Genomic DNA, 17,733 nt, shown 5'->3' with positions numbered 1-17,733 from the left:
AACTCTCCATAAAAAGCGTTTGATTAGCTCTGACAAGTGATGACAAACGATTTCATACTTTGTCGATTTCAACTTCGAGCTTGTTCATTTACCAAAGTAAAATCACTTCGCTCTCAGTCTCATCTTCTCGTCTGTCAATCGTTTTCATTCACTTGCTAATAAATAAGTGTTTATTGGAATTAACGTTGACATATTGTCATTTAGTTTTCAATGTTCATTATCGCGTTACAAGAATTAATTATAACACCTAGTTTGTATCGAGTCAACAACTTTTTTAAAACTAATTTTTTAAGTTTTTTATTTTCTTGACTCAACATTTAACATTCTATAGCGTTTCGTCAGATTTAACAAGTACCAAATTTACACTTTATTAAATCTCTCTTTAAACGAGATAAACAATCTCGTTTCGACGACTTTTTCATAGTATCAACTTTGCAATTATGAGTCAATGATTATCTTAAACTTTTTAGAAGAAATTTATCAGGCAAGAAGATGATAATTCACTAAATACCTCTTTATGTATCATCATTTGTCATTTCACAACAATCAAAGCTAGCAATACACTTGTTTATCAATAAGTTCACTCCATTAATTTAAGACATCAATCTTGAAACGAACTTCTTTTATGTCATATTACTTTTTTATCATTAACAGTATTTAATTCGTTATGAAAATACAATGACCAATAATTATCTTCTAATGATTTCAACTGTACTTACTAATCACTAAGTATCTTCGTTATAACTGTAAACAGTTTAGCCTATCCTTTTTCAATACATATCTATAATTTCCCTACTTTGGCATACACTTCTATCTATTAATGACTGTTTAAATATAGAAGATCCTATCTCAATATCACTTTCATACTATATATACAGTCTTCCCCTCCCCCTATTAACAACAAAGACCGCAAATCTACCCTCTACCTTAACCTACAATAAAAAACCGAGATCCTCGATAATTGGACCTCGGTAGAAATAAATTATTGTTCAATTACTGTACTTACACATCTTTATTCTGACAATCTTTGCATAAACCATAAATTTCCATACGGTGGTGTGACACATCAAATTCAGTTACGTGTTGCGCAAGTTGTTCCACTTCATCTAATAGAGGATAATGGAAATCCACAATCTTACCGCATTTTTCGCAAATCACGTGATAGTGATTGTGCGTATTAAAGTCGAAACGACTTGAAGCATCGCCATAAGTTAATTCTTTTACGATGCCATTATCTTTAAATACACGTAAATTATTATAAATTGTAGCTACACTAATATTTGGAAAATCAGGTGAAAGTGCTTGATAGATTTCATCTGCAGTTGGATGTGTATCTGCTGAAATCATGAATCTTAAGATAGCTTGGCGTTGTGGCGTGATTCTAATTCCAGCACTTCTTAAAGATGCAATTGAATCGTCGAGTTGATGTTCAACTGTTTCCATTTCCGCACTCATGTTCTTCACCGTCTTTCTATATAATAATAATTCTTACTTAATATTAATATAACTTTTCGTTCTTGAATGTGTCAATATTTTTATATCTATCCACGTTAGTATCCTTTATTAGGATCTGCCACATTCTCAATTAGCTTACCGTTATTGAGAAAATACTTCAAATTCGTCATAAATATATCTGTTGCTTCATGATAATTTTCTGTACCATTGCCTGTAATATGCGCAGTAATTGTTACGTTATCCATGTCATAGAATGGATGATCAGAATCTAAAGGTTCATTTTCAAAAACATCTAAAGTTGCATGACGAATCTCTTCACGTTTCAACACATCAATAAGCACATCTTCATCGACTATCGTACCTCGACCAACATTAATGAATAATGCTGAGTCTTTCATTTGTTTAAAATGACTTTCTTCTAATAAATGATACGTGACCTCCGTCTCAGGTAAAGCATTAATCACGATATCCGCTTCAGCAAGCGCCGCTTCCAATTCATCCATACTGTACGTATTATCGAAAAAGTCAGCTGAATGACCTGAGGTATTCACACCAATATTTGTCACACCCATGACTTCGAGCAATCGCGCTGTCTTCTGAGCAATCGCACCCGTACCTAAGAACAGTACAGTTTCTCCTGCTACTCGCTTACCAGTCAACTTAGAATCGTAGACGTGATTCTGTTGGTTGATGAACGATTGCTTCATATTCTTATAATCGTCAAGGATAAAGGCCAGGATAAATTCAGACATTTGTTTCGCGTGAATACCTCTACCATTCGTCAGCAATATGTTATGTTCAGAAATATAATCTAGAGGTAAGTTATTCACACCTGTCGCATACCACGCAATCCATTTCAAGTTCGGGCATTTCTTTAGGAATGCTTCATCGACTTGTCCGCTGTAACCGATAAGAATATCTATATCTTTACATTCTTCATCTTCAACTTGAAAGAGACCTTTCTTGAAACTGAAATCGATGTCAGGAAAGGCGTCTTTCAAACGTTGTTCGCTATCGCCTAAACGCTTTAAACTAACCACTTTCATCTTCATTCACCCCAATATTGCTTTTAATTCTTCCATTTGCGTTTTCACTTTAACTTTCTCAATGACGTCCATGATTTCACCATTTTCGTCAATTACAAAGGTAGTACGCACGATCCCCATAGATTCTTTACCAAATGATTTCTTCAATTGATACACACCTGTTGCTTCTGAAAGTTGATAATCTTCGTCTACCAACAGGTCAAAGTTTAAATCATGTTTCGTAATAAAGTTCTGATGCTTACGTTTCGTATCTCCACTGATACCGTACACTTGCACATCTAAATCGTTAAACATCTCAAGATTATCTCTGAAGTCACACGCTTCAGTTGTGCAAGTTGGTGTATTATCTCTCGGATAAAAGTATAAGATCGCTTTCTTCCCTTTTAAACTTTCTTTCGTAATTGTTTCACCATCTTGATTCTCCAATGCAAAATCTGGAAATTGCTCTCCTTTGGATAACATATACTCACCTGCTTCTTATTATTGTTACAAATATGATACGATAATAGTCGAAAATATAAAATTAAAAGAGGTTGATTAGAATGAATTTTAGTGAAAGCGAAAGACTTCAACACTTTTCTAATGAATATATACTCGGTGGGGTTAACTCACCATCTCGCTCATTTAAAGCAGTAGGTGGAGGTGCGCCGATCGTCATGAAAGAAGGTAAAGGTGCATACCTCTATGATGTAGACGGCAACAAGTACATTGATTACCTTCAAGCATACGGGCCAATCATCACTGGGCAAGCGCATCCGCATATTACGAAAGCGATTCAAGAACAAGCTGCGAAAGGCGTGCTCTATGGTACGCCTACAGAGCTAGAGATTGATTTCGCGAAGAAATTACGTGAAGCGATCCCTTCCCTAGAGAAGATTCGTTTCGTTAACTCAGGTACTGAAGCTGTGATGACAACAACTCGTGTTGCGCGTGCATATACGAAACGCAATAAGATTATTAAATTCGCCGGACAATATCACGGTCACTTCGACCAAGTGCTCGTTGCAGCAGGTAGTGGTCCTTCTCAACTCGGCTCTCCTGACTCAGCAGGTGTACCGCAAAGTGTAGCTAAAGAAGTCATCACTGTTCCATACAACGATATTGATGCATATAAAGAAGCCATCGATCACTGGGGTAACGATGTAGCTGCTGTACTCGTGGAACCCATTGTGGGTAACTTCGGTATGGTCGAACCTCAACCTGGTTTCCTCGAAGAAGTGAACCGCATTACACACGAGAATGGCAGTCTCGTTATATACGACGAGGTCATCACGGCTTTCCGCTTCCATTACGGAGCTGCACAAGATCTTTACAAAGTTTATCCTGACTTAACTGCTTTCGGTAAAATTGTCGGCGGTGGTCTTCCAATCGGTGGCTACGGTGGCCGTCAAGATATTATGGAACATGTAGCACCATTAGGCCCTGCTTATCAAGCTGGAACTATGGCAGGTAACCCACTCTCTATGAAAGCAGGTATCGCATTATTAGAAGTACTTGAACAAGATGGTGTATACGAAGAACTAGATCGTCTCGGTAAACGTCTAGAAGATGGACTTAACGAGTTGATTGAGAAACACAATATTACTGCGACAGTTAACCGCGTGTATGGTGCGTTAACGCTCTACTTTACAGACGAAAAAGTTACAAACTATGATCAAGCTGAAGCTGCTGATGCTGAAGCATTCTCTGAATTCTTCAACCATATGTTGCGCCAAGGTATCAACTTAGCGCCATCTAAGTTCGAGGCATGGTTCTTAACGACTGAACATACAGACGAAGATATTGATAAAACGTTAGAAGCAGCCGACTACGCCTTTAGTCAGATGAAATAATATTGACCTTTCGCTATAATCGTTGTATAACAAAGTAATAACTTTAATATTAAGATGAGATAGAAAGGAGCGAGATATTTGAAGTTAGGCGCTAGAATTATAAAGACCGGCATCGCGATTATGCTTGCTTTATTTATCGCTTCTTTCTTACCTAAAGACGCTGGAATTAAAGCAATCGCGGGTGTCAGTGCCGTCGTAGCGATGCAGCCCAGCGTCTTTCGTTCTATCAAGACGATTTCAGATCAAGCGATAGGTAACGTCATCGGAGCATCGCTGGCCGTTGCGATGGTATTTATGTTTGGACAGCACATCATCATAATGGGTGTGACCGTTGTCTTGCTCATCGCAATATTATTCCGTTTCAAACTTGCACACGTTGCGACGTTGGCGAGTGTTACGGCGTTGATTATTATGGGACAACAGACTGGTTCATTCTACATTTCAGCATTCTATCGCTTTGTGATGGTCATGATTGGTGTACTCAGTTCTTCTATCGTTAATTTAATCTTCTTACCACCGAAGTTTGAATCTAAGATTTACTACAACGCTTTAAATATAACGTCAGACATCTTCGTTTGGTTCAAACTCGTGCTGAATGATACATCTGAGTATCAGAATATTAAAGAAGATAGAGGCTTGATTCGAGAACGCCTAGATCGCTTAGAGCAGACATTTTCCTACTATGAGGAAGAACGTTCTTGGACTAAAAAGCAAGCGTACGCGCAAAATCGTAAGAAGATCTTATTTAAAGAAGTGGTTCGTAGCACGCGTAAAGCATATGAAGTTCTTAAACGTATGAATCGCTATCAAAATGATTTGCATAATCTAAATCAAAGTTTATTGCTTCAAATTAAACTTGAGTTGGATTCACTTATCACCTATCATGAACAAATCTTTATCAGTCTATCTAAGAAAGCGCGTTACGACGCACGTCAATTAGATAGTCAGATTGAGAATCCACAGAAAAAAGAATTAATAGATGCGTTCTTCAACGATATTACTAAAAATCCAGTACCTGAAGACTACTCATCTGCAAATATCATGCAAATTGTCTCAAGTATTGAGGAATATCGTTACACACTCGAACACTTAGATCGTTTGCGTATCAGTTTCTTCTCTTACCATCACAATGATAATGAAATCGATATTTTAGATGAAGATTTCGATTTATAGTGAATAACGAATGGAATTATATTTCCTTATCATTAAAAATAGCCTGTAGAGTAACGAAGATCTCAGCGTCTTCAACTCTACAGGCTTTGTTATATTATAAATCTTGGATTCTGAATAAATGCTCGTAAGCACCTTTTTTCTCTAATAGTTCTTGATGTGTACCCGTTTCGACAATTTGACCATCTTCCATGACTACAATTTTATCAGCATGCGTAATTGTAGAAAGACGGTGAGCAACGATTAAAGTCGTACGGTCGCGACTTAAGACATTTAAGGCGTCTTGAATAATTGCTTCACTCTCTAAGTCTAGCGCACTTGTTGCTTCGTCTAGGATGATAATAGGTGGATTGTTGAGGAAGATACGGGCGATAGAAATACGCTGTTTCTGTCCTCCTGAAAGCTTCACACCACGTTCGCCGACTTCTGTATCGTAGCCATCAGACAACGTCATAATAAAGTCGTGTGCGTTGGCTTTCTTGGCTGCATCTACTATTTCCTCTTCTGTCGCATCGGGTTTACCCAACAGGATGTTCTCTCGAATCGTATCTGAGAAGAGAACATTATCTTGTTGAACGAGACCAATTTGATGGCGGAGGCTTCCAGTTAAGAACTCTTTCAAGTTATGACCATCAATTGTAATCTCACCTTTAAGCGTGTCATAGAAGCGCGGAATGAGGTTGATGAGCGTTGATTTACCTCCCCCACTCATACCGACAAAGGCCACCGTTTGTCCTTGTTCGATATCAAGGTTGATGTCTTTTAAGATCATAGACTCATCTTCGTTATATTTAAAATACACATGGTTCATTTGAATGTTGCCGTGTTCGATTGGAATCGGCTGCGCACCGATATTATTTTTAATATCATAGTCCTCGTCCATCAATTGAAAGACACGATCCATAGATGCGAAACTCTGCGTTAAAGTCGTAAATGATGACACGAGACGTCTCAACGGACCGAAGAGTTGCTCTAAGTAACCGACGAACGCCGCTAACGTACCCACGGTGATAGAACCGTTGATCGCGAGATAAGCACCTACACCAATGACGATGAGTGGCCCAAGATCCGTCACTGTGTTAATAGCTGCGAAAGAATTCGCGTTCCAACGTGTATGTGTAAAAGCACGATGTAGGAAATGTCTATTATGTTTATCAAAGTTCTCTGCTTCGTTGTCTTCAATAGCGAAACTTTTAATCACAGACATCCCTTGCACACGTTCGTGTAGAAAGCCTTGTACTTCAGCTAAAGCTTGAGATCTCTTGCGTGTCAAGCGTCTCAAACGACCGAAGAAGAAATAAACCGTAAGAATGTAGAACGGGAAGATAAAGATCGCTGCTAGCGTCAACTTAATGTCTAAGACGAACATAATCGTTAAGGCAATCACGATTGTGACACAGTCGAGCCAGATGTTCATCAATCCTGTTAAGATAAAGTCTTTCGTTTGTTCCACGTCATTGATCACACGTGAAATAATTTGCCCCGCTTGATTATTCGCATAGAAACGCGCACTTAATGCTTGTAAATGATGATAGAGTTTCTTACGTATATCATATAGAATCTTGTTACTTGTCCACTGCGCCAAGTATTGACGTAAGTATTCAATAGGCGGTCGAATGACCGCAAAGATAAACACGGCAATACCTAATGAAATCGCTAAACGAATAAATTTATCGTGATTCGTCAGCGTGTGATTATCGATGACACCATCAATGACGTATTTAATCAATAATGGTATGAGCATAGGTATACCGAATTTAATAATACCGATAATAATCGTGGCAATGATACGCCAACGATACGGTTTAACAAATTCGAGATATCTTCGAATCATGATGCGTCCCCCCACTTTCATCAAAGTGAAACGGGAGTGAAACTACTTTGAGCGCTTCATTTCAACTCAAGTTTCACCCCCGCAAGTAAGATGCGCGGCTAAGATTTGAATCTCAGTCTACTGCGCACCTGCAATTGCGTTGAATCAGAATCATTTAAGGTTATATTGAGGTATGTGCCTTGCTGACCTCAACTCTAAGATACCTTACGTAAGTTATTTAACGCATATAACTTCAGTAATAACCTCAACCTTGTTAACGACATTGTTATCACTATATCGAATTTGATTCTGTAACGCATGGATAATGCTTATAAATCAAGCAATTCCATCAATCTATAAGTATTCAACTACTACACTAATATGTTTACTTAATAGTTACGTACTTTACGATAACGCTCTCGCCAAATCTTGATGAAATCTGGCGCAAATGGACCTTTCTTCTGTTCGATCCATTGTTGCAGTATATCTACATTTCTACGCAATATGAGATCAATGTCATCTGGATAATTCATCTGACGCATATGTTGCTCATATTCATCCTCATCGAGTAAATGGTATTTACCATTTGGATAAACTTTGATATCTAAATCGTAGTCGATATATTTCAACGCTTCTTCATCACAAACGAATGGTGAGGACAAATTACAATAGTAATACACGCCATCTTCTCTAAACATGCAGATCACATTGAACCAGTATTCAGAATGAAAGTAGACGATAGCTGGTTCTCGAGTAATCCAAGTTCGGCCATCACTTTCTGTGACTAACGTATGGTCATTACCGCCAATTACGACATGATCTGTCCCTTTCAAGATTGTCGTTTCTGACCATACTCTATGAATATTTCCATCATGTTTGTAACTTTGAATCTTAATATTCTGGCCTTCGCTAGGTATGGATTCTTTCACCATCTTCCACACCACCCTTATAATTTATTCACATTCAAGATTATAACATAGCCTGTTGCTCACTCCGAACATTACCGACTATCGGATTGTGAAAGATATTTCTCAAATATTTTCGTCATACTTACTGGAAAGTTGAATTTCTCCTTAGACTCGACCGGCATCCACGTCATCTCTTCTGGTAACTCAAATTGGTTCTCGTTCACAGGTTGTTGCAGTACGTAAACAGACATGTCCCACGTGAGATGCGTGAATTGATGTTTAAGCTGCATAAGCTGTTGCGCATCCCATGCATATCCGTCACCTAACCACGTTTGCAATTCATGAGATTGATTCTTTTCAACCATCGGAAATTCCCACATACCATTGAGTAACTTTTCCTGTCTCTGCTCAACGAGTAACTCGCCCTTTTCATTCTTTATAATAAAAACATCTAACTTTTTCGTTTTCTTCTTTACCTTTGTCGTTTTAACAGGTAAATCGAGCACAGTTCCAACGTGAAAAGCTGAGCAATGTTCTTGTACAGGACAGAATAAACATAATGGCGATTTCGGTGTACATACCAGCGCACCAAGTTCCATCATAGCTTGATTAAACTGTCCCGCTTCACTTTCCACATAAGGTTGTAGTTCTTGTTCAAATGCCTTTCTCGTAGATTGTAGCTTCGTATCCCGTGTGTCATTGTTCAAGCGCGACCACACTCGAAAGACGTTGCCATCTACAGTAGGTAAAGGATAATCAAATGCGATGCTCATCACTGCTGCTTGTGTATATGGCCCCACACCTTTCAAAGCTTTAAAGTCTTCTGGGTCTCTAGGTACTGTGCCTTGATATGTATGATGTACTTCCTTGACTGCTTGATGAAAATTACGGGCACGACTGTAATAACCGAGGCCTTCCCATAACTTTAATACCTCATCCTCTCGCGCTTCACTTAAATCCTCAATAGTAGGGAAACGCTCAATAAAACGTCGATAGTAATCTCTGACAGTATTCACCTGTGTTTGTTGAAGCATCACTTCGCTTAACCAAATATAATAAGGATTACGCGTTTCACGCCACGGCATTTCGCGCTGATTGGCATCAAACCATTCCAATAAATCTTGTTTAAAGGTTGCTTCTTGTAACATAAATTGACTGACTCACTTTCCTTCTATGTTTATTTACACAATACTATGCGCAGTTATTTCGTTTTCCAAATAAATAGCTTATAATATTTACTAGACAAACTGAAATGAAATGAGTGAACGATATGGATACAGCTACACACATAGCGATGGGTGTAGGCTTAACGGCAATTGCCACTCAAGATCCAGCAATGGCAGGTTCATTTGCAGCCACAGCCACGACATTAATCGCTGGTTCGTTAATCCCTGACAGTGACACCGTGTTGAAATTGAAAAATAATGCGACTTACATTGCAAACCATCGCGGTATCACACACTCTATACCCTTTACAATACTCTGGCCAATATTATTATCACTGCTGGTGTTCGTGTTCTTCAAACATATTGATGTCACCCATGTGTGGATGTGGGCGCAACTAGCGGTCTTTCTCCACGTCTTCGTCGACATCTTTAATTCTTACGGCACCCAGGCGTTGCGGCCAATTACGAATAAATGGATACAACTGAGTGTCATCAATACCTTTGACCCAATCATCTTCATCATCTTATGTTTAGGCATCGTGATATGGCTCTTCGGAGTTCATCCATTCATCGTGTTCTTTCCGATTATCGCCATTCTGTTCCTATACTATATCATACGTTTCAGAATGCAAGCGATGTTGAAGAGACAAGCACTTAAAGCGATTCAGGAAGAACATAATCCGGTTAAGGTTTTCGTAGCTCCGACGATGAAATTCATGGAATGGCGCATCGCGATTCAAACAGATCAATATGATTATGTAGGTCGAAGTTATGGTCGAAACATTGTTTTTAGTGATAAAACGAAACGAGAATCGCTACCAAGTTCTGATTTCATGAAATATGTTAAAGATGACGTGAATATTAAAACATTCTTAAACTTCTCTTCAATTTATCGTTGGCAAGCGACACCACAAGAAGATGGTTCGACAGAAATTCGTCTCATCGATTTGAGATATTTAAAGAATGGACATTATTCATTTGTAGCGATTGCGCATTTAACACAAGATCACACCATCGATCATTCCTACATCGGTTGGGTGTTTAGTGAAGAGAAATTACAGAAGAAATTATATGCACATTAGTGTGTAGAATAGGATAGATACTACATCCTAAATAAGAGCTCAGAATGTAACTTCTACATTCTGAGCTCTTTTGATTATTGATATTTAGAGGTTTCTACACCTAACTTAGTCTGTTCACGAACCGTTTTATCCGCTTCTTGAGTGGATGTTGATTTATCTTCAGTAGAAGTGTTCACCTCTTGTGACTGCCCTACTTTTTCTTCACGACTTTCCTGGTTACCGGAATACTCTCCAGTAGTGGCTTTTTTATTTTTAACCTTAGCTTTAACGGTTTTATTTTTACTATTACCATCGTCAAACTCATCGCTGTGCGGCGTAACTTCAAACTTCTGATAAGCCACATAGCGGTTTAAAGCATAAATCACTACGAAGCCTATTGCGATAAGGAGACACTCATAGAGATGATAGGCGATATTACTTACACTCGTCAATCCAATGACATTTGCCTCAGCTGAACCTTTAACTAGATAACAAACAGGATTCAACATAATGAGATGCGTCCATACTGAACCTGTGTGACTCGGTATATAAAGGATCGGAACAAGTAGAAAACTAAGTATCACTAAACTATAAAATAAGATGCGTGTACGGCGATAAAGTACAGCGAGTAATCCTAGAATACTTGCAACGACAAACATCAATGGTAATGACATCACACTGTATAAGATCGTACCAAAGACAGAGCTATCAATATTAACAGGTGTAGTCAGTAAGATGATTAAGTTGACGACCCACATGAGCACCGCATAAATAACTGAAATGAGTGCAACATGAAAGTAAGGTGACATCTTAAACATCTTCATGACGACTACATCTTGTTTGAAATAGTAATAGGCGTGGCGCACACCGGTCCAGAAGAAGATGAACGTTGTGAGTCCAGTTAAGCGGTAATACCATCTCGCAGCCGTGATATCAGTGACACCTGCCGCTTTTGTTACTATAACAAGCAAGATGAGCAAGACGAGAGCGACAGCTGCTGGTAAAGCAAACCATCGCCATTGTTTCGCAATGCGCGCTTTACTCAGTTCCCACAGATTAGGAATCGTTTTATAAAAATTTATCAATTCATCAATCATGTTACGCACCTACAATTCAATATATAACCATTTATTATGTTTCAAATCAGCAATATAGTAGCCATCGTCCGACTTCGCAATCCAAGTATTACCCTTAATATCGTATTTCTGCTTTAATTTAGACTTGTCCGTCATCGGATAAACAAAGCCAGTCAGCTTATTCTCATCGTTGAATAACATAGATATCGGTTGTTCAGTTACAGGTACTACGAGACGATTGTTCTTACCTTTTTCTGGAACCAGTGAGTCGGTAACTTTCTTATGTTGTTGGTGTAAATGACTATTATAGTACTCGTAATAATTGCTATAACTTTTACCCATATAAGTGGAAAGTGTCTCGCGACTGTGTTTCTCATATAAACCTGCTGGGTCAAAGTAACGCACATCGTTTTTAGCAATCTGATAATGCTTACCATCAATTTCTACACGATAATGTTTACTGTTCTCCCCAGTAATCGTTAACAAACTATAGCGGGCAGCTTGACGATTCGATGTGTGATGCAAGCCTTTTAAAGTAATGTGAGAGTCAAGTACCATGCCGTATGCCAGCTTATCCTCAAACGAATGCGCCTGCTGATTCTGAATCGTCTCTTGAGCTGTATTCTTAGGCATTGGTATGACACCTAAGTTCGCAAACATTAGCGCCACCATCAATAAAGCCCCTACCGTAAAGGTCACGAGCAAAGTCCAAAAGCGCGTTAAAGCGACAGGTGGTTTCGCGTGATTGTAGCGTTCCACACGTTTAAAGTTATATGTAAGCTCTGGCATATGGCTACGACTGGCTTTCCAATCATGGTCAAACGTCTCATGCTCTTCTTCTGTCGTAAGAGATTGACGATCTTTCTCGTGCTCTTGAAAGACGGGTAACAGCTGTCTGATTGAACCCTCTTTACGCAATTGACCATGTGATATCCATGCGAGATAGTTTGTCACTTGCGGCAGACGGTGTATATCGTCATCGATTACTACCATGGTCAAATTGTCCTCTATGTATTCACGTGACAGATTAATTGCTTCGTCAAAGAAATGCTCATTTAGATGTCGAATGACTTGATTAAAGATAAGAATACTTGAATGTGATGTACGCGCTAATCCGAAGAGCAGTTGCGCGTATTCACTATCACTTAATTGACAAACTTGAACATCGCTTTTATCAGCGAGATGGGCATATTTTAAGATTTGACTGACTTTATGGTCATTCACTTTAACAGGAAACATCTTAACACTTTGAGCAACGAGATCTTGCACTGTTTCTGTGTGTAAATGCTTATCGTGGATGTCGCCATAGTATAAATCGGTACGCAATATGTATTTCCCTTTATCTGGTTTCGTTTCACCAGCAAGGATACTACCAAGTATTTCCTTTGAAGACTGCGGTTCCCCAAGAATACCGAGCGCTTCCCCTTCATAAATATGTAAGCTAATATTATTTAGCTCGATATCCTCCGCTTCATAACCAAAGGGCGCATACCACTTTTTTGATTGTTGATTTCTATAGTAATGCGTTACATTAAGTAACTTTAATATAATCGAACTACCCATCCTATTTCATCCTTCTATATTTGTAGTAATGCTAAAGGTAAACCTTCTTCAGGTTGGTTGCTATTAATACGATATCCCCATGCAAAGACGCCTTTTAAACGTTCCACTTTGAAATAGCCTTCAGAACCATCGTTCAATTTATAAATACGTCCCAATTGAACTTTGTCTCTATCGACAAGATAGCTTTCAGCAACAATCGTTTTACTCACATAAACGTCGTATTCGTTATAAATTCCATTCATTTCAGCTTTACGCATCTTTTCTTTATAGCCTTGAATTTCGTGACGAATTTCTTGTTCCGTCATCTCACTCAATTTCTTCTGTTCCATTTGTAATACCACTTTCTTCTAATTTTGTCTTAATTTTATCATAACTATACCCTTTTCTCATAAGAGCTTCTATCGTTTTCATCCGACATTGATTCCCATCGTATTTACGCGCGTACTTATTGTAGGCCTTTTCCAAATCTTTCTGCAATAACTCATCCACGACAGCTTCATCTTGTGAGAAGTCCATCTCTTGGAAAGCGTGATCAATCATTTCATAAGTATAACCTTTCTGAAGGAGAGATTGCTTCACTTTAGCTTGCACTTTGGCTGGTGGTCCTTTCTTCTGACGCAGAATCTTCTCAGCTACCTTCACGACTTGGTCTAAAGACTGTTCTTCTTCATAGCGTGCGGCGTAATCCTCAATGAGATGCGTTTCAATGCCAGCTTGATAGAGTTTCTGCTTATATACCTCAGGGCCTTTGTCAGACGTTTGAATCATCGTATTCTTCAAACTCTCCGCATAATCTTCATGATCAATCAACTTTTGTTCATAGCAGAATGCAATCACTTGCGCAATCACTGGTTCACTGATTTCTTGGTCACTGAGATGCTTAACCACCTCACGCTCAGAACGTTTGCGATACGAAATGTAGTTAATCGCACTATTAATACCTTGACGATATTGTTCATATGACTGGATGTCCGCCATTTCCGCTGGTGACACTTCTTGATTCTTCTTCAAGTTAAAATGTGCGAGTGTATTAATATCAATCCCCATCTCAAATTCACCATCGAGATAGAGATTAAAACGTTCTTTATTTTTCCGTTGAACTTCTATCTTGGTAATCTTCGGCATAGGTCTCACTCCACCTTTTAGAATAACGCATTAGCGCTTCATTTTGAATGATTCACTAATGGTAAAATGATAGATCATCAAGTGCAAATCATAGCACAAGCACATGATTAAACCATCATGCGAAGTCTTCAATCATAATCTTAGACAATTCCGAGCTGTTGAATGGCTTCTTCGTATTGTTTATCCGAAATGAAATCTTGTTGTTTCATCTTCTCAAGATTCACTTTTACTCTGTTTTTAAAGTTGTCCGACATATCGTTGATGTCGTAAATACTTGGTGCATTAATTTTACTAGCTAAAATCGCACTTTGCAGAACAGTGATCTTCGGCATAGCTGAATTATTACTGTTCGTCGTTACACCAAAGTAATGATTCGCCGCACCTTCGACTGTATATTGGTCATCGCCGAAATAAATATTATTCATATAAAAGCTCAGAATCTGATCTTTATCGTAGTTCTTTTCCACACGATGAGCCACACATAGCTCTTTAACTTTACGAGTAAATGACCGCTCATTATCATAAAAATAATTCTTCACTACTTGTTGGGTAATAGTACTTCCACCTTGTACATTACGATCACTTAAAGTTGAAAATAATGCACGCGAGGTCCCTTTCACATCGAAACCATGGTGATGATAGAAACGCTCATCCTCCATAGCGATGAAAGCTCCTTTGGTATAAGACGGCATATCTTTCGCACTGACGAAAGATTCTTTATCCTCAATCGACTTTAGATCTTTAACATTTGCAGATAGAGAGAAATAATACATCACACCGATAAAGATACCAGCAATAATAACGAGAAGAAGTATGAGCTTGGCTACGAGACCCATCCCTTTCTTCTGACGCTTAGGCTTCCCAACCGGTTGATAATACGTATTATATTTAGGTGAATGTCTCTCTTCACTTGATGTGTAAGTCGGCTTTAATCGTTCACTTCGTTTCATCCGCTAACTCCTTTAACATAATCACTCTTATTATAAGCGAGTTTAGCAACACTTTACATCTATATCTACTCTATCTTAGAAAAATCAGTCCAGGGACTTAGCGATGTATGTAGGTAAATTAATAGTTGCAATCCTTCTTCAACATTATAAAAAGGGAGAACTTCACGATAGAAATTCTCCCTTAACGAAAGATTGAGTTATACTTCCTTGCGTATAGCGATAATGCTTTATCAATGATTAATTAACCATTAAGTTGGTTAACGATTTCTTTATTGAAGTCATCTAAATCGTCAGGAGTACGGCTTGTAACGATGTTGTTATCTACTACAACTGATTCGTCAACGACTTGAGCTCCTGCGTTAGATAAGTCTTTGCGTACGTTTAGTACTGCTGTTAACGTACGACCTTGTAAGTCATCTGTATCGATTAAGATTTGTGGACCGTGGCAAATTGCGAATGCTGGTACATCATTTGTAGTGAAGTATTTAGCAAATGCGCCAAAGCGTTGTTCAGCGTCACCTCTTAAGTGGTCTGGAGAGAAACCACCAGGGATTAATAATGCGTCATATTCTTCAGCTTTCGCTTCACTGATTCCACGATCTACAGTGATTTTAGTACCGTGTTTACCTACGATTTCACTAGCAGCTTCGAAACCTACAACTTCTGTTTCGTGTCCTGCTTCTTCAATCGCTTCTTTAGGACTAGTTAATTCAACATCTTCAAATTCATCTGTTGCAATGATTGCTACTTTTTTAGCCATTACGACATCACCTTTCTCTTCTTTGTATATAGTTATGTAATATCCAAATGTTAGAAAGGTTAAACATACAAGTTAAGTCAGAATTAGTTTGAAATGATAGTTTGTGACGTCTGATTCTGCGTCAAAGCAATTTATTGTTCATCTGCTGGATGGCTCACCGATTTCACTTTTTCTTCGAGTTGGTCGAGTAACCCTATCCATTCATCAATATCCTCAACGCGTACTTGGTTAGGATTCACTTGATCGATATCAGTGATAAATTGTTCTAAACGAGATTTAATTTGATCGATAGTTTGTGTTTCAGACATGTATGATTAGCTCCTTTTTATCTAGTAAACTCATCTTAACATGAGTCTCTTCTCTTTGAACAGGTCTCAAGGACTTCACTAAATCACCCCTAACTGTTATGATGTTCAGTGATTAATACTTACGTGAGACCATACCATTTACTTTTTTAAAATGAGTCTGGGCAAAGTAACATAGCGAACCACTTCTCTTACATACACGAGTCACTCTGAGGTCCAAGACTTTTTTAAAAATCAGCACCTAACGTAAGTAAAAATGATATTGGAGATATAATAGAAAGAAGGATATAGAATGACGTTACATACCGTCAATCGGAAGCAACCGATTTCAATCAATAATGACCCATGGGAAGCTTATAATGATATTGAGAAACACGGTCGCTTAACATTGAGCAACGTCGAATTTACAACGACGAACCTCTGTAACATGCGTTGTAGTCACTGTGCGGTCGGTTATACATTGCAGACGAAAGATCCAGAACCGCTTCCAATGGATTTAATCTATCGCAGATTAGACGAAATACCACATCTCACTACGATGTCCATTACTGGCGGCGAGCCGATGTTCTCAAAGAAATCAATTAAGAATGTGGTCAAACCTTTACTTAAATATGCGCAAGATCGTGGGATATACGTGCAGATGAACTCCAACTTAACGCTGCCTCAAGATCGTTACCTCGATATCGCTGAATATATTGACGTAATGCATATTTCACATAACTGGGGAACGATTCAAGAGTTTACTGATGTTGGTTTCGGAGCGATGAAGAAACAACCCCCACTTAAAGCGAAACTTAAATTATATGAACAAATGTTAGATAATGCTTCAACGCTATCAGAGCAAGGCATGTTTATCTCAGCTGAAACGATGCTCAATCAGAGTACAGTTCCCTATTTAGATAAAATTCATCGAGAAATCGTTGAAGATATGAAATGTAGTCGTCACGAAGTTCATCCTATGTATCCTGTGGACTTTGCGAGCAGTTTAAATGTCTTATCATTACAAGAAATGAAAGATGCGATTCGTCATCTTCTTGAAATTCGTGATCCAGAGACTTGGATGCTCTTTGGTACGCTACCCTTCTATCCTTGCATTGACGATGAAAGTGACCAAGCTCTATTACAAGAATTACGCAATGCACATAATGTGACGATGCGTAATGATCCAGATGGACGGAATCGTTTGAATGTGAACGTCTTTACTGGAGATGTCATTGTGACTGACTTTGGAGATGACAACGGTTCGATTTCTAACATTCAAAATGACCGTTTGACTGATGTATTTGATCAATGGCTTGAAACTTCATTAGCGCAATCATTAAATTGCCATTGTCCAGCTTTCAAATGTTTAGGACCAAACGTCTTAGTTAAAGACACGTATTATCCAAATACTAACTTCAGACATAACGAGAAGATCATGCACGACAAATATAATATGAAGTAGGCTTATATACGATGTTGTGGCAGCAATGCTCACGATTTTACCGCCTATCCTCAAACAAC

The 17,733-nt window shown here is 38.5% G+C and carries 17 protein-coding genes; 4 read left to right on the top strand and 13 right to left on the bottom strand.

Annotated elements, in window-relative coordinates; translation table 11 throughout:
* Positions 1-1,002: 1,002 nt before the first annotated feature.
* The 3 genes from perR to bcp form a co-directional block, all read right to left on the bottom strand.
* Positions 1,003-1,455, bottom strand: coding sequence for a peroxide-responsive transcriptional repressor PerR (gene perR / locus HMPREF2802_RS08330; RefSeq protein ID WP_002473032.1), 453 nt, complete (start codon positions 1,453-1,455; stop codon positions 1,003-1,005).
* Positions 1,456-1,550: 95 nt separating this feature from the next.
* Positions 1,551-2,501: a phosphoglycerate dehydrogenase gene (locus tag HMPREF2802_RS08325; RefSeq protein WP_070503596.1), complete on the bottom strand. Its 951-nt coding sequence runs from the start codon at positions 2,499-2,501 to the stop codon at positions 1,551-1,553.
* 6 nt (positions 2,502-2,507) lie between these two features.
* On the bottom strand, positions 2,508-2,963 hold the full coding sequence (gene bcp / locus HMPREF2802_RS08320) for a thioredoxin-dependent thiol peroxidase (protein WP_070503594.1): 456 nt from the start codon (positions 2,961-2,963) through the stop codon (positions 2,508-2,510).
* A gap of 80 nt (positions 2,964-3,043) precedes the next feature.
* Between bcp and HMPREF2802_RS08315 the strand changes: the two genes are divergently transcribed.
* Entirely contained in the window at positions 3,044-4,333 is a 1,290-nt protein-coding gene (locus HMPREF2802_RS08315) for a glutamate-1-semialdehyde 2,1-aminomutase (protein WP_070503592.1), read from the top strand.
* Positions 4,334-4,411: 78 nt separating this feature from the next.
* Positions 4,412-5,506 (top strand): FUSC family protein, encoded by a 1,095-nt coding sequence (locus HMPREF2802_RS08310; RefSeq protein ID WP_002473029.1) that lies wholly within the window; start codon positions 4,412-4,414, stop codon positions 5,504-5,506.
* Positions 5,507-5,600: 94 nt separating this feature from the next.
* Here the strand turns inward: HMPREF2802_RS08310 and HMPREF2802_RS08305 are convergent, their stop codons facing one another.
* The 3 genes from HMPREF2802_RS08305 to mutY all read right to left on the bottom strand — a co-directional run bounded on the left by HMPREF2802_RS08305 (position 5,601) and on the right by mutY (position 9,372).
* Positions 5,601-7,337 carry an ABC transporter ATP-binding protein gene (locus HMPREF2802_RS08305; protein WP_070503590.1) on the bottom strand — a complete coding sequence of 579 codons (1,737 nt, stop codon included), beginning with the start codon at positions 7,335-7,337 and terminating at the stop codon, positions 5,601-5,603.
* Positions 7,338-7,705: 368 nt separating this feature from the next.
* Positions 7,706-8,248, bottom strand: a complete 543-nt coding sequence (locus tag HMPREF2802_RS08300) for a nucleoside tri-diphosphate phosphatase (RefSeq protein ID WP_002473028.1) — start codon at positions 8,246-8,248, stop codon at positions 7,706-7,708.
* A 68-nt stretch (positions 8,249-8,316) separates the two neighbouring features.
* Positions 8,317-9,372: an A/G-specific adenine glycosylase gene (gene mutY, locus HMPREF2802_RS08295; protein ID WP_070503588.1), complete on the bottom strand. Its 1,056-nt coding sequence runs from the start codon at positions 9,370-9,372 to the stop codon at positions 8,317-8,319.
* A gap of 122 nt (positions 9,373-9,494) precedes the next feature.
* Between mutY and HMPREF2802_RS08290 the strand changes: the two genes are divergently transcribed.
* Positions 9,495-10,472 carry a metal-dependent hydrolase gene (locus HMPREF2802_RS08290; protein WP_070503586.1) on the top strand — a complete coding sequence of 326 codons (978 nt, stop codon included), beginning with the start codon at positions 9,495-9,497 and terminating at the stop codon, positions 10,470-10,472.
* A 74-nt stretch (positions 10,473-10,546) separates the two neighbouring features.
* On the opposite strand, the gene HMPREF2802_RS08285 is transcribed toward HMPREF2802_RS08290, so the two are convergent.
* The 7 genes from HMPREF2802_RS08285 to HMPREF2802_RS12020 all read right to left on the bottom strand — a co-directional run bounded on the left by HMPREF2802_RS08285 (position 10,547) and on the right by HMPREF2802_RS12020 (position 16,233).
* The gene (locus HMPREF2802_RS08285) at positions 10,547-11,548 is read right to left on the bottom strand and encodes a hypothetical protein (RefSeq protein WP_070503584.1); all 1,002 of its coding nucleotides are present in this window, start codon (positions 11,546-11,548) and stop codon (positions 10,547-10,549) included.
* A 9-nt stretch (positions 11,549-11,557) separates the two neighbouring features.
* Complete coding sequence (locus tag HMPREF2802_RS08280) at positions 11,558-13,090, bottom strand: ATP-binding cassette domain-containing protein (protein WP_070503582.1); 1,533 nt, start codon at positions 13,088-13,090, stop codon at positions 11,558-11,560.
* Between the two features lie 14 nt (positions 13,091-13,104).
* Positions 13,105-13,419, bottom strand: a complete 315-nt coding sequence (locus HMPREF2802_RS08275; RefSeq protein ID WP_002473025.1) for a YfhH family protein — start codon at positions 13,417-13,419, stop codon at positions 13,105-13,107.
* The gene (gene recX, locus HMPREF2802_RS08270; protein WP_049409282.1) at positions 13,397-14,215 is read right to left on the bottom strand and encodes a recombination regulator RecX; all 819 of its coding nucleotides are present in this window, start codon (positions 14,213-14,215) and stop codon (positions 13,397-13,399) included. Before recX ends, HMPREF2802_RS08275 begins: the two co-directional genes overlap by 23 nt.
* 140 nt (positions 14,216-14,355) lie before the next feature.
* A complete protein-coding gene (gene sgtB / locus HMPREF2802_RS08265; RefSeq protein ID WP_070503580.1) occupies positions 14,356-15,165 on the bottom strand; it encodes a monofunctional peptidoglycan glycosyltransferase SgtB in 810 nt (269 codons plus the stop codon).
* A gap of 241 nt (positions 15,166-15,406) precedes the next feature.
* Positions 15,407-15,925: a type 1 glutamine amidotransferase domain-containing protein gene (locus tag HMPREF2802_RS08260; protein WP_002473026.1), complete on the bottom strand. Its 519-nt coding sequence runs from the start codon at positions 15,923-15,925 to the stop codon at positions 15,407-15,409.
* Positions 15,926-16,056: 131 nt separating this feature from the next.
* Positions 16,057-16,233 (bottom strand): SE1561 family protein, encoded by a 177-nt coding sequence (locus HMPREF2802_RS12020; RefSeq protein WP_002473030.1) that lies wholly within the window; start codon positions 16,231-16,233, stop codon positions 16,057-16,059.
* A gap of 289 nt (positions 16,234-16,522) precedes the next feature.
* Here HMPREF2802_RS12020 and yfkAB point away from each other — a divergent pair, with 289 nt between their 5' ends.
* Positions 16,523-17,674 carry a radical SAM/CxCxxxxC motif protein YfkAB gene (yfkAB, locus tag HMPREF2802_RS08255; RefSeq protein ID WP_070503578.1) on the top strand — a complete coding sequence of 384 codons (1,152 nt, stop codon included), beginning with the start codon at positions 16,523-16,525 and terminating at the stop codon, positions 17,672-17,674.
* Positions 17,675-17,733: the final 59 nt, after the last annotated feature.

The organism is Staphylococcus sp. HMSC071G07, from assembly GCF_001811435.1.
Taxonomy (GTDB): domain Bacteria; phylum Bacillota; class Bacilli; order Staphylococcales; family Staphylococcaceae; genus Staphylococcus; species Staphylococcus pettenkoferi.
Note: the sequence above shows the minus strand (reverse complement) of the source record. Positions and strands in the feature narration are given on the sequence as shown.

Bases quoted from the DNA above. Each gene is read 5' to 3' on its own strand.
- yfkAB (WP_070503578.1), top strand. From the start codon at position 16,523: ATGACGTTACATACCGTCAATCGGAAGCAACCGATTTCAATCAATAAT.
- bcp (WP_070503594.1), bottom strand. From the start codon at position 2,963: ATGTTATCCAAAGGAGAGCAATTTCCAGATTTTGCATTGGAGAATCAA.
- HMPREF2802_RS12020 (WP_002473030.1), bottom strand. From the start codon at position 16,233: ATGTCTGAAACACAAACTATCGATCAAATTAAATCTCGTTTAGAACAA.
- HMPREF2802_RS08285 (WP_070503584.1), bottom strand. From the start codon at position 11,548: ATGATTGATGAATTGATAAATTTTTATAAAACGATTCCTAATCTGTGG.
- HMPREF2802_RS08290 (WP_070503586.1), top strand. From the start codon at position 9,495: ATGGATACAGCTACACACATAGCGATGGGTGTAGGCTTAACGGCAATT.
- HMPREF2802_RS08260 (WP_002473026.1), bottom strand. From the start codon at position 15,925: ATGGCTAAAAAAGTAGCAATCATTGCAACAGATGAATTTGAAGATGTT.
- HMPREF2802_RS08305 (WP_070503590.1), bottom strand. From the start codon at position 7,337: ATGATTCGAAGATATCTCGAATTTGTTAAACCGTATCGTTGGCGTATC.
- sgtB (WP_070503580.1), bottom strand. From the start codon at position 15,165: ATGAAACGAAGTGAACGATTAAAGCCGACTTACACATCAAGTGAAGAG.
- HMPREF2802_RS08315 (WP_070503592.1), top strand. From the start codon at position 3,044: ATGAATTTTAGTGAAAGCGAAAGACTTCAACACTTTTCTAATGAATAT.
- recX (WP_049409282.1), bottom strand. From the start codon at position 14,215: ATGCCGAAGATTACCAAGATAGAAGTTCAACGGAAAAATAAAGAACGT.
- HMPREF2802_RS08325 (WP_070503596.1), bottom strand. From the start codon at position 2,501: ATGAAAGTGGTTAGTTTAAAGCGTTTAGGCGATAGCGAACAACGTTTG.
- HMPREF2802_RS08275 (WP_002473025.1), bottom strand. From the start codon at position 13,419: ATGGAACAGAAGAAATTGAGTGAGATGACGGAACAAGAAATTCGTCAC.
- HMPREF2802_RS08300 (WP_002473028.1), bottom strand. From the start codon at position 8,248: ATGGTGAAAGAATCCATACCTAGCGAAGGCCAGAATATTAAGATTCAA.
- perR (WP_002473032.1), bottom strand. From the start codon at position 1,455: ATGAGTGCGGAAATGGAAACAGTTGAACATCAACTCGACGATTCAATT.
- HMPREF2802_RS08280 (WP_070503582.1), bottom strand. From the start codon at position 13,090: ATGGGTAGTTCGATTATATTAAAGTTACTTAATGTAACGCATTACTAT.
- mutY (WP_070503588.1), bottom strand. From the start codon at position 9,372: ATGTTACAAGAAGCAACCTTTAAACAAGATTTATTGGAATGGTTTGAT.